Annotated in this window: 8 protein-coding genes; 5 read left to right on the top strand and 3 right to left on the bottom strand. The window is 70.8% G+C overall.

What is annotated here, in order from left to right; genetic code table 11:
• A partial coding sequence (locus ABZ464_RS28560; protein ID WP_359281078.1) for an ABC transporter substrate-binding protein occupies positions 1-609 on the bottom strand: 609 nt, incomplete at its 3' end.
• A gap of 472 nt (positions 610-1,081) precedes the next feature.
• Between ABZ464_RS28560 and ABZ464_RS28555 the strand changes: the two genes are divergently transcribed.
• The 5 genes from ABZ464_RS28555 (at position 1,082) to ABZ464_RS28535 (ending at position 10,486) form a co-directional block, all read left to right on the top strand.
• Positions 1,082-2,146, top strand: a complete 1,065-nt coding sequence (locus tag ABZ464_RS28555) for a LacI family DNA-binding transcriptional regulator (protein WP_359281075.1) — start codon at positions 1,082-1,084, stop codon at positions 2,144-2,146.
• A 147-nt stretch (positions 2,147-2,293) separates the two neighbouring features.
• The gene (locus ABZ464_RS28550; protein ID WP_359281073.1) at positions 2,294-4,345 is read left to right on the top strand and encodes an RICIN domain-containing protein; all 2,052 of its coding nucleotides are present in this window, start codon (positions 2,294-2,296) and stop codon (positions 4,343-4,345) included.
• A 591-nt stretch (positions 4,346-4,936) separates the two neighbouring features.
• On the top strand, positions 4,937-8,773 hold the full coding sequence (locus tag ABZ464_RS28545; protein WP_359281070.1) for a Pls/PosA family non-ribosomal peptide synthetase: 3,837 nt from the start codon (positions 4,937-4,939) through the stop codon (positions 8,771-8,773).
• 141 nt (positions 8,774-8,914) lie between these two features.
• Positions 8,915-9,499 (top strand): DinB family protein, encoded by a 585-nt coding sequence (locus ABZ464_RS28540; protein WP_359281068.1) that lies wholly within the window; start codon positions 8,915-8,917, stop codon positions 9,497-9,499.
• Positions 9,500-9,589: 90 nt separating this feature from the next.
• Positions 9,590-10,486 (top strand): aminoglycoside phosphotransferase family protein, encoded by an 897-nt coding sequence (locus ABZ464_RS28535; RefSeq protein WP_359281065.1) that lies wholly within the window; start codon positions 9,590-9,592, stop codon positions 10,484-10,486.
• Between the two features lie 108 nt (positions 10,487-10,594).
• Here ABZ464_RS28535 and ABZ464_RS28530 read toward each other — a convergent pair whose 3' ends face one another.
• Together ABZ464_RS28530 and ABZ464_RS28525 are read right to left on the bottom strand one after the other, a co-directional pair.
• A complete protein-coding gene (locus ABZ464_RS28530) occupies positions 10,595-11,305 on the bottom strand; it encodes a FadR/GntR family transcriptional regulator (RefSeq protein ID WP_359281064.1) in 711 nt (236 codons plus the stop codon).
• Positions 11,296-12,309 carry an aldo/keto reductase gene (locus ABZ464_RS28525; protein WP_359281061.1) on the bottom strand — a complete coding sequence of 338 codons (1,014 nt, stop codon included), beginning with the start codon at positions 12,307-12,309 and terminating at the stop codon, positions 11,296-11,298. The genes ABZ464_RS28530 and ABZ464_RS28525 overlap by 10 nt, the downstream gene beginning before the upstream one ends.
• Positions 12,310-12,325 lie beyond the last annotated feature (16 nt).

The raw sequence follows: 12,325 nt of genomic DNA, 5'->3' as shown, positions 1-12,325 counted from the left end.
GCCGAACGCGATCGGGGTGAGCCCGTCCTTCTTCATCTGCTTGCACAGCGCGACCAGCTCGTCCCAGGTGGTGGGGACGGTGTAGCCGTGCTGCTGGAAGACGCTCTTGCGGTAGAAGACGGCCCACGGGTACGTCGTCATGGGCACGAAGTAGTACTTGCCGTCCTCCCCCTTGCTGAGCTTCTTCATCGCCTCGGGGAAGTTGCGTCCGATGGTCTCCCACACGTCGTCGATCGGTGAGGCCAGGCCCTTGGCCGCGAAGAACTGCATGCGGTAGCCGGCGAACCAGTTGAACACGTCGTCCGGGGTGCCCTGGAGGTAGGAGTTGATCTGTTCCTGGAACGTGTTGTGGTCCTTGGTGTTCACGTCGACCGCGATCCCGGACTGCTTCTTGAAGGCCGCGTAGATCTCGGCGAAGGCCTTCTTCGGGACCGCGTCGGACGCGTTGGAGCCGAGGCTGACGGTCTTCGGGTCGGAGGAGGTGCTGCCGCCGCCACAGGCGGACAGCAGCGGGATGCCGGCACCGAGGACGGCCGCGCCGCCCATACCGCGCAACATCGTGCGACGGCTGAGACCGGGCATGGAGCGACCGAGGGAGGAAAGGTGCATTTCGGCTCCTGACGGGGCGGCTGTGCCCAGATTTGGCATGCCTGCCCGAAGGGATGTGACGGTGAGGGATCGCCGAGCGACCAGAATCCAACGTGATCGCACAAACACGATCGGCGGATGCCACGAAGATTGAGGGCTGCGTGAGACCGCTGTCAAGGCTTTGCGTCTGATCACCCGCATGGGGCGTATCCGTCGAGAAGTGCTTCACTTCGCGACCGGATCCGGCCGATCGGCTCTTCCGGGCGCGCAACGGTCCCCGCCGCTCGGCGTCTCACCAGCGGTGATGCCCCTCGGCGGGGCCCGGCGGGGCGTCGTGGTGACGACCCGCTCCGCATGGTTCGGAAGGGAAGAGGGCTCGCGATGGCTCTTGACGTGTGCTCGTCGGCTGCGTAGACATGACCGCGCGATCAGATCGCGCGGTCATAGCGGCAGACTGGTACGCAGCAGTCACACAGCACTTGGGGAGACTTCGATGACACCAGGAGCGGGGCGCGACGCGAGCCCCTCTGTGCCGCGCAGTGCGGACGTCGCACGGCTGGCCGGGGTCTCACGCAAGACCGTCTCCCGGGTGCTCAACGACGAGCCGTACGTCTCCGACGAGGCCCGCAGCCGTGTTCTCGCGGCGGCGGAGGAACTCGGCTACCGCCTGAACCACGCCGCCAGGGCACTGGCCTCGGGCCGCACCCGCTCCCTCGGCGTCGTCGCCCTGGGCACGGCCGGGTACGGAACCGCCTCCCTGCTCGTGCACATCGAACATGCCGTACGGGACGCCGGTTACGCACTCCGCGTGATCAACACACCGGACGGCGACCCGGAGGGCATCGCGGGCGCCGTGGAGTCACTCCTCGAACAGGGCGTGGACGGCGTCGTCGTCTCCGAACCCATGGTGAAGGGAGAGGTCCCGCTCCGCGTCGACGTGCCGGTCCTCTTTCTCGGAGCGCCGCCCTCCTTCACCGCCACCCGGACGGTGACGGTGAGCGTGGGCGCCCACGCACTGGCCCGGGCGGCCACGGAACACCTGCTGGACCTGGGGCACGAGACCGTCCATCACCTCGCCGGCCCGCGCCGGTGGTACGCCACCAAGGACCGCATCGAGGGATGGCAGGCGGCACTCGCCGCACGAGGTGCGCACGAACCGCCCTTGCTCAACGGTGACTGGTCGGCCGCCTCCGGGTACGCGGCCGGTCGCGCGCTGGCCGCGGACCGTTCCGTGACCGCGGTGTTCGCCGCGGGCGACGAGATGGCCATCGGCCTGATCCACGCCCTGCGGGAAGCGGGGCGGCGCGTGCCGGAGGAGATCAGCGTCGTCGGCTTCGACGGCAACCCGGTCTTCGCCTACGTCTCCCCGCCCCTGACCACCGTCCGGCAGCCCTTCGACGCCGCGGCACGGGAAGGGATCCGTCTCCTCGTACACGCCATCGAGAAGCCCGACACCGACCTGCCGCAGGCGGACGAGCCCCCCGTCGAACTCGTCGTACGCGGCTCGACCGCGCCCCCACCGCCCCACCGGGTCCGGCCGCCGCTGCGCACCGTCTGAGCTCCGGCCGCACACCACCCCGGGCGTCCCCCCCACGCCTCAGGGCCCGTTCGACGTGCCCCCTGGACTCCGCCGCTCCCCGTTCCGACTGGTGCCGGGGGCTGCGGGCACCGAAACATCCCCCCGTTTCCCTCATCGGAGCCGCACATGTCTCCTGCGCAGTCAGGCGCCAGACCCGGCGCCGCTCCGCGTCCCGCCGCCCTCCTGTTCCTGCTCCTCGCCCTGGTCGTCGCCGCGGCGACGACCGTGCTGCCCGCCGCGGGCCGGGCACACGCTCTTTCGCGCCCGTCCCGGACGATGTACACCCCGCCGTCGGGCGCGCCGTCGCCCGGCTCGCTCTACCCCCGCGGGCTGCGTCTGCAGCACAACGGATCCGCCAACGGCACCCAGCTCGCCACGTTCGAGCAGTACACCTCCGGCACGCCCGTCTTCCCGGTCTATCGCAGCACGGACAACGGTGACTCCTGGAGCAAGATCTCCGAGATCGCCGACACTCAGAACGGCTGGGGCATGCGCTGGGAGCCCGAGCTGTTCGAACTGCCCACGGCGATGGGCGACTTCCCGGCGGGCACGATCCTCGCCGCCGGAGCCTCCGTCCCCGCCGACCGATCGGCCATCAAGATCGATGTCTATGCCAGCACCGACCGCGGGCAGACCTGGACCTTCGTCAGCAACATCGCCACCGGCGGCGCGGCCTTCGACACCAACGGCAACACTCCCGTCTGGGAGCCGTTCTTCCTCGTGTCCGGGGGGAAGCTGATCGTCTACTACTCCGACCAGCGCGATCCCGACCACGGCCAGAAGGTCGTGCACCAGGTCTCCACGGACGTCCGCTCCTGGGGCCCGGTGGTGGACGACGTGGCGATGCCCACGTACAGCAACCGCCCGGGCATGCCGACGGTGGCCAGGATGCCGAACGGCAAGTTCATCATGACGTACGAGTACGGCGGTGCCGCCGAGGGCAACTTCGCCGTCTACTACAAGATCTCCTCCGACCCGGAGGCGTTCGGCCCGGTCACCGGGATCCCGCTGCGGTCGACGGACGGCGTGGTACCCCGAAGCACGCCCTACGTCACCTGGCTTCCCACCGGTGGCCCCAACGGCACTCTCGCCGTCAGCGCGTACAGCACCGGCGACCTGTTCCTCAACACGCAGAACGGTGCCGCGAACACCTGGACACGCATCAGCTCCAACGTCGCCAACGGCTACAGCCGCGGCATGGTGCCGCTCGCCGACGGGCACAGTCTGCTGGTGCTCAGCGGCGGCAACGGAGGCAGCAACCTCTCCAACCCCGTCACCTACGGCACGATCGATCTGGGCGGCGGCATCTCCGACGGTGCCACCTACACCGTCGCCAACGCGGGCAGCGCGCTGAAGCTCACCATCGCGGGCGGCTCCACCACCAACGGCGCCTACGCCACCCAGCAGAACACCAGCGGCGCCACCGACCAGCAGTGGCGGTTCGTCCAGCAGCCCTCCGGATACTTCAAGATCTTCAACGTCGCCAGCGGCAAGGTCCTCGGTGTGGAGAACCAGTCCACCGCCGACGGCGCCAAGATCCTCCAGTGGGACGACAACGGCACCCTCGACCACGAGTGGGCCGTCGCCCCGCACCCCGCCGGCGGCTACAGCATCTCCAACCGCGTCACCGGCAAGTACCTCGAAATCCCCAACGCCTCCAGCACGGCCGGTGCCACGGCCGGCCAGTGGAGCGACACCGGCTGCGCCTGCCAGCGCTGGGACCTCGTCCAGACCGCCCTGCCGACTCTGACCACCGGTCAGTACGTCTTCGTCAACAAGAACAGCGGCAAGTACCTCGACATCCCCGGTGCGTCCACCGCCACCAACACCGCGGCCGGCCAGTGGCACAACTCCGCGTGCAGCTGCCAGCTGTTCACCTTCCAGTCCGCCGGCAACGGGGCCTGGACCATCAAGAACGTCAACAGCAACCTCAGCCTGGACATCCGGGGCTCCTCCAGCACCGCGGGCGCCGCCGTCGTCCAGAACACCGCCTCCTCCGCCGACTCCCAGAAGTGGACCCTCACCGACGAGGGCAACGGCTACTACCGGCTCCGGAACGTGAACAGCGCCCTCGTCGCCGGTGTCGCCCAGTCCTCCACCGCCGACGGAGCCGCCGTCGTCCAGTGGAACAGCGTCACCGTCGACGACCAGCTCTGGAAGATCGTCCGCATCAACTGACCCGACGAGCGGAGTGACCGACATCCCGTGGCCGGGCCCGCCGACAGATCCGGCGGGCCCGGCCACATCCGCGGACAGCCGGGACCGGTCGACGAGAACGCCTGGCTGTGGGACTCGTGCTCGGGCACCGGAACGTGGACCTTCACGCCACAGCCCGAGGCCGGCTGCCCGGCCCACGGCGGACCGCGGGACCGGATCACGCTCACGATCCCCGCGCGCACAGGATGCGGGCCCGAAAGGCGCGTGTTCCTATGGGGCCGTCGGACCTGAGAGGGACTGTGGCGCCGCGGTGCCCGCGCTGCTGGGGCCGTCCCGCTCGGTGCGGCGCCGCCCCTGGCCCTTGGGCCGTCCGTGGGTCCCGCATCCTTCCCGTGCCCGCCGCGTGTGTTCGTGGAGCGCATCGAGCCCCCGCCGTAAGGAATCCGGATGACCGAGTCGCCTCAGGAGCCGGGTCGGACTCACCGGGAATATCCGCGGCCCGGCCCGGGCGGACGGCCCTCTCGACCTGGCAACGGGTACGGGTACGGCAAGGCGGGTTCCCCGGAGCCCCGGCGGAACTGGCTGGGCGCGGTCTGGGCCGCCGCGCCGGCCATGCCCCCGCGTACCCTGCTCGACGTACTGGAGGCGTCCGTACGGGGGTACCCCGAAGCACCCGCGCTCGACGCCGACGGCGTGGTCCTCAGCTATCGCGAGCTGTGGGACCGGGCCGGCCTGCTGGCACGTGACCTCGCTGTGCTCGGCGTCGGCGTGGGGGACCGGGTCGGAGTCCGGGTGCCGTCCGGAACCGTGGACCTCTACACCGCCGTGCTCACGGTGCTCCGCGCGGGCGCGTCCTATGTCCCGGTGGACGCCGAGGACCCGGACCGGCGTGCCGCGGCCGTCTGGGCCGACGCGGAGGTCTGCGCCGTCATTGGCGAACGCGGGACCGTCCGTCCGGTCCCCGGCCGTGTGCCGTGCGGCCGGCCGGGTCAGCCGCGGGCGGCCGACGACGCCTGGGTGATTTTCACCTCCGGTACCTCAGGCCGTCCCAAGGGCGTGGCCGTGACCCACCGCTCGGCTGCTGCCTTCGTGGACGCGGAGGCACAGTTGTTCCTCCGGCACCGACCGCTGGGACCGGGGGACCGGGTGCTGGCCGGGCTGTCCGTCGCCTTCGACGCCTCCTGCGAGGAGATGTGGCTCGCGTGGCGCCACGGTGCCTGTCTGGTTCCGGCGCCAAGCGCGCTGGTCAGAGCCGGTGCCGATCTGGGGCCGTGGCTGCTGGAGCGCGGTGTCACTGTGGTCTCCACCGTCCCGACCCTGGCCGCCCTGTGGCCGGCCGAGTGCCTCAGGGGAGTGCGGCTGCTCGTCCTGGGCGGAGAGGCGTGCCCCGCCGAACTGGTCGACCGGCTCGCCGCTCCGCAGCGCGAGCTGTGGAACACCTACGGTCCCACGGAGACCACCGTGGTGGCCTGTGCCGCCCGGCTGGTCCCCGGTCGGCCCGTGCGCATCGGCGCACCGTTGGCGGGCTGCGAACTGGCCGTCGTGGGCGCGGACAACCAGCCCGTGGCCTGGGGCGAGATCGGAGAGCTGGTGATCGGCGGGGTCGGGACGGCCCGTTACCTGGACCCTGCCAAGGACGCCGAGAGGTTCCAGCCGCACCCTTTTCTGCGCGGCGTCCGCGCCTATCGCAGCGGCGACCTGGTTCGCGCCGACCCCCTGGGACTGGTGTACGTGGGGCGGACGGACGAGCAGGTGAAGCTGTCCGGCCGCCGTGTGGAACTCGGCGAGATCGATGCCGCGCTCCAGTCGCTGCCCGGCGTACGTGCCGCCGCGGCCGCTCTGCGCGCCACCCGGGCGGGCGGCCAGATCCTGGTCGGATACCTGGTCCTGCAGGGGGACGGCCGCCAGTACTTCGACACCGCTGCCGCCAGGGCCCTGCTGCGCGCCCGGCTGCCCCAGCCGCTGGTGCCCCTGCTGGCTGTCGTCGACGGTCTTCCCACCCGCACGTCCGGCAAGGTCGACCGTGCCGCCCTGCCCTGGCCGCTGGTTGAGCGGCATGCCACGCCGACAGGTACCGCTCCGGGGGCGGGCCCGGGGCCGACCGGCACCGCAGGATGGCTGGCCGACCTCTGGGAGAGCCTGCTCGGACTCCGCCCCGAGGCCGAGAGCGAGTTCTTCGCCCTCGGCGGGACCAGCCTGTCCGCCGCGCAGCTGGTGTCGACGCTGCGCGAACGCGTCCCCGGGGTTTCCGTCACCGATGTCTACCGGTGTCCCCGGCTGTTGGACCTCGCCGCACGGCTGGATGAACTGGAGGTCGGCGGCGAGCTCGGGCGCACGATCCTGCCCACCCCCCGCCGGACCGGTGCGGTGCAGCTCGTGGTGGTGACCGTGCTGTGCGCCGTGGTCGGGATACGGCTGCTGGTCGTACTGGCCGCGCTGGACGATCTCCTCGGTCCGCGGCCCTGGGCCCCACGGCGCTCATGGTGGCTGATCGCCGTCGGCTGGCTGGCTCTGTTCAGCGCTCCAGGCCGCGTCGCGATCGGGGCGGCCGTCGGCCGATTGCTCACCGCCGGGTTCCGACCCGGTACGCACCCCCGTGGCGGCTCGGTGCACCTGCGGCTGTGGGCCGCTGAACGCGTGGGGACCGTACTAGGTATGGCCTCACTGCTCGGCACTCACTGGGCTGCCCGCTACGCCAAGGCGTTGGGCTGCGCGGTGGGGCAGAGCGTGGATCTGCACGCCATGCCGCCGGTGACCGGAATGGCCCGCTTCGGCTCCGGATGTGTCCTGGAGCCCGAGGCGGACGCGGCCGGCTGGTGGCTGGACGGCGATGTGCTCCATCTGGGCCGGATCGAGATCGGGGACGGCGCCCGAGTGGGCGCCCGCAGCATGCTGATGCCCGGTGCCAAGGTGGGCAGCGGAGCGGATGTCGCACCCGGCAGCTGTGTAGAGGGCGAAGTGCCTGCGGACGAACGGTGGTACGGCTCACCGGCACGACGGATGTCAGGTGCCCCGCGCGCGGGCCACGACTGGCCGCGGCCGGTCCGGCGACGCTCGCGGCGCTGGGAACTCGCCTACAGCGCGGCCTTGTCGGCCCTGGGGCTGCTGCCACTGGCGGCCTTCCTGCCGGCGCTGCTGGTCCTGAACCGTTTCGTCGGCGACGAACACGGCCTCGACCCCGTCATGCTCGACCTGCTGCTTACCCCGCTGCTCGTTCTGCCGGCGATGGGCTGCTATGCGACGCTGACCGTGGTGCTGGTGCGGCTCGCGGGCCGAGTTCTGACGCCCGGGTACCACCCCACGTGTGGCAGGGTCACCTGGTGCGCCTGGTTGGTCTCACGGCTCATGGGTATGGCCCGGACCTCGCTCTTCCCTTTCTACGCGGGCCTGCTGACGCCGTTGTGGCTGCGACTGCTCGGGGCCAGGGTCGGGCGGCAGGCGGAGGTTTCCACCGTGCTGGGGCTGCCGGCACTGATACGGGTGGGCGACCAGGCGTTCCTTGCCGATGACACCCTGGTGGCGCCGTTCGAGCTGCGTGGCGGCTGGCTCCGGCTGGACTTTTCCCGCGTCGGGCGGCGTGCTTTCGTCGGCAACTCCGGGATCGTGGGACCGGGCCGGGAGCTTCCCCAGGACGCCCTGGTCGGGGTGCTCTCGGATGTCCCCGCACATGCCGAACCCGGATCGTCCTGGCTGGGCAGACCAGGCCTCTCATTGCCCCGGGTACGGGAGAAGGGGGACCCTGGACGGACCTGGGCGCCGCGGCGGCGACTGGTGTTCGCCCGGGCGGCCGTGGAGGCGTGCCGGCTGGTACCGATCATGGCTACGGCCTTCATCGGCGGCCTGGCCGCGGTGGCACTCCAGGTGCTCGCCGTACGCTACGGGCTGCTGGTGGCCGCGGCCCTCGCGGGAGTGGTGCTGCTGTGCGCGGGCATACTCGCCTGTCTGGCCACCACCGCGGCGAAATGGCTTGTGGTGGGGCGGTTCAGGACAGGCCGCCACCCGTTATGGAGTTCCTTCGTCTGGCGGAACGAGCTCTATGACACCTTTGTCGAGGAACTGGCCATACCCTGGCTCGGCCGGCTGCTGCTCGGTACGCCGTTCCTCAACCTGTGGCTGCGCTCGCTCGGCGCCCGGATCGGCCGCGGCGTGTGGTGCGAGACCCACTGGCTGCCCGAGACCGACCTGGTCCGTATCGGGGATGGAGCCTCGGTCAACCGCGGCTGCGTGGTGCAGACCCACGTCTTCCACGACCGGGTGTTGCAGCTGGACCGGATCCGACTGGACGCGGGAGCCACGCTGGGGCCGCACTCCATCGCGTTGCCCGGTGCCGCGCTGGCGGCCGGCACGGTGGTGGGGCCCGCGTCCCTGGTGATGCGCGGGGAACGAGTACCGGCCAGGACCCGGTGGTTGGGAAACCCGATCGCTCCCAGCACGCCGACGGGTTCTTGACCGAGATCCGCGAGATCTACGCGCCGTTCCGTGAGCGGCGACGCGTCCGCGTAGCCGGTCTCTTCCCACGGCTCTGCCGGTCGTTGCGGACCACGTAAGGGATCTTGAGACCACGAGCAGCCCATGGCAGGCTCATGCCGCATGATCGATGAATTCGCGAAGGACAACCTGCACGGGAGACTGCGGCGGGACCGCAAGGCGCTGCTCTGGAAACTCGACGGCTTGTCCGAATACGACGCCCGACGACCTTTGACAGCGACCGGGACCAACCTCCTCGGCCTGGTCAAACACGTGGCCACCGTCGAGGCCAGGTACTTCGGCGAGGTCTTCGACCGCCCTTCCCCGGAACCGCTGCCCCGCTGGCAGGACTCCGACGGCAGCGATCTGTGGGCGACCGAGGACGAGACCCGCGATCAGATCATCGCGTTCTACCGGCGCACGTGGGAACACTCCGACGCGACGATCAACGAGCTTTCCCTCGACGCCCCCGGCCACGTGCCGTGGTGGCCGGAGCCTCATTCCAACACGAACCTGTTCGCCATCTTGGTCCATGTCCTCGGCGAATCCATCAGGCATGCCGGGCACGCCGACATCCTGCGCGAGGGCCTCGACGGCCGGACCGGGTTGCGCGCCGAACACGAGAGGCAGATCGACGAGGAAGCCCGTGCAGCCCACTGCGCGAAGATCGAGCAGGCCGCCAGGTCGGCCGCACCAGTCAAGGCTTGATCGCGGCAAGAGGGGCGTCCGTCCCAAAGCCTCTGTGGCGCTCTCCAACCGAACGCCGTTGCGCCCGCCGCCTAGGTACTGTGCCTTCGCATGACCGGCACCGAGATCGAGATCACCGCAGACCTGGTTCGCGACCTGCTGCAGGAGCAGCATCCAGACCTTGCAGGGCTGGCCATCCGCGAAGTGGCGGGCGGCTGGGGCAACCAGATGTGGCGTCTCGGGGACGAGTTGGCCGTGCGCATGCAGCGCATGGACCCCACCCCGGAGCTCCAGCTCAAGGAGCGGCGGTGGCTACCCGTACTGGCTCCGCGCCTTCCGCTCCCGGTGCCGACTCCGGTGCGGTTCGGCGAACCGTCCGAGCGCTTCCCCAAGCACTGGACCGTCATGACATGGGTTCCCGGCGAGCCGCTGGACCACGGCTCGATCAGCCGCGGCGACCACGCGGCCGACACGCTGGCGGGCTTCCTCCGCGCGCTCCATGTGGAGGCGCCCGCCGAGGCGCCGATCTCAACGGACTTCGGTGCCCATCCCAGGAACTGCACGGACGGCTTCGAGTACTTCTTCCAGGCCGTTGTCCCCGACGACATCGCTGCCGACGTCCGGGCCGTCTGGGACGACGCCGTTGCCGCCCACGCATGGGAAGGCCCGCGGGTCTGGGTGCACGGCGACCTCCATCCCGCGAACGTCGTCGTCTCGGACGGAACGCTCTCGGGCATCGTCGACTTCGGTGCCATGTGCGCCGGCGACCCGGCGTGGGACCTCGCCGCCGCATGGGTGCTGCTACCCGCGGGCGCGGCCTCACGGTTCTTCGACAGGTACGCGCGGGCAGACGAGGCGGCGATCCGGCGCGCCCGCGGGCTGGCCGCGATGAAGAGCCTCTTCCTGATGCTCATGGGGCAGAACGGAGATCGGGGTCTTCCCGGCGGCAAGCCGAACTGGGGACCTGTGGGCCGGGCGGCACTCGACCGCGTTCTGAAGGGCGTTTGACACACGCTTCTTCGAGATGCCTCCGTACGCAGGTCGCGGACCCGGCGGACGACGGCGGCCCGGGGAGCCGCCCCGGACGCTCAGGACCGGCGGCCCTGGTTTCCCGGGTCAGCGCACCCTTGTCGCCGTTTCCGCCGAGCGCAGGGTTTCCTTCAGCCCCCGTTCGGTGTTGCTCACGTGCAGCAGTGCGGCGGCCTGGCTGAGGGTGGCGTCCCGGGCGCACAGGGCGTTGTAGATCGCCTCGTGCTCCGCGAGAGTGCGGGCCGCGGCCTGGGCGTCTATCAGACCGCGCCAGATGCGGGCGCGCAGCGTGCGGCCGGAGATGCCCTCCAGGAGGGTGAGGAGCGTTTCGTTGCCCGTGGCCGAGACGACCGCGCGGTGGAAGGCGGCGTCATGGGCGTTGAGCTGCTCGACGTCGTCGGCGGCCTCCCGCATCGCGTCCAGGTGTCTTTTCACGTCGGCGAGTTGGGCGTCGGTGATCCGGGTCGCGGCCAGGGCCGTGGCGACCGGTTCGAGGAGCCGCCGTACCTCCATGAGGTCCTGCAGGGCGGCCGAGTCGCCCTGCAGCAGCTCCACCGCCCCGCCCAGCCCCTCCAGGAGCAGACTCGGCTGCAGGCTGGTGACATAGGTGCCGTCGCCCCGGCGGACCTCCAGGACGCGGGCGACGGCCAGCGCCTTGACCGCTTCGCGGGCGAGGTTGCGGGACAGGCCCAGCTGGGCGGCCAGGTCGGGCTCCGGCGGAAGCTTCGAGCCCGGGGGCAGGGCGCCGGTCCGGATCAGTTCACGGATCTGCTCGATGGCCCTGTCGGTCAGAGACAACGCGACTCCCTCCCCCCGGCGTGCCCGCGGGGCACGTCCGACCTGATCAGTCCCTGAGCGCGGAGGTCGTCCCAGAGACCGTCGGGGATGAGTTGATCGTGAAGTTCCACGTTTCGTCTGACCTGCTCCGGATTCCGCATACCGAGGGTGACATTGATGATAGCGGGGTGGGTGTGGGGGAAGGCGATCGCGGCGGCGGGCAGACTGGTCCCGTGGGCCGCGCAGACGTCGGCCATCGCCCGGGCGCGGGCCACCAGGGCAGGTGGGGCGTCCTGGTAGTCGTACTTCATGCCCTCCGCGGGCCGGTCGCGGGAGAGCAGCCCCGAGTTGAACACGCCCACCGCCACCACGCTCTTGCCGAGTGCCAGCGCCGCGGGCAGGACGTCGTCCAGCGCCGACTGGTCCAGCAGCGTGTAGCGCCCGGCCAGCATCACCACGTCGGCCGCGGTCTCGCGCACGAAGCGGGCGAGCATGGCCGACTGGTTCATGCCGGCGCCGATCGCGCCGATCAGGCCCTGGTCGCGCAACTCCGCCAGGGCGGCCATGGCCTCCTCGGCCGCCTGTCTCCAGTGGTCGTCGGGATCGTGCAGGTAGACGACGTCCAGGCGGTCCAGTCCCATGCGCTCCAAGGTCCCCTCGATGGAGCGCAGCACTCCGTCCCGGCTGAAGTCCCACCGCCGGCGCAGGTCGTCCCGTACGACGAAGCCCTCGTCGTCGATACCCCGCGGGTCCTCGTTGGGGACGAGCAGCCGGCCCACCTTGGAGGAGACGACGTAGGCGTCACGCGGCCGGTCCCGCAGAGCGGAGCCCAGGCGCCGCTCGGAGAGACCGAGCCCGTAGTGGGGGGCGGTGTCGAAGTACCGGACGCCGGCCTCCCAGGCCGCTTCGACCGCGGCGGCCGCGTCCTCGGCCGGGGTGACACGGTACAGATTGCCGATCACGGAGGCGCCGAAGCCGAGTTCGGTGAGCTCCACAGGGGTGTTGTCGATCTTCCGGTGTCGCAAGGTGTGCTCCTGAGGA

Origin of the sequence: Streptomyces sp. NPDC005820, assembly GCF_040630255.1 — a bacterium.
Classification (GTDB): Bacteria; Actinomycetota; Actinomycetes; order Streptomycetales; family Streptomycetaceae; genus Streptomyces.
The sequence above is the reverse complement of the archived record's forward strand: the minus strand, read 5'-3'. Positions and strand labels throughout refer to the sequence as shown.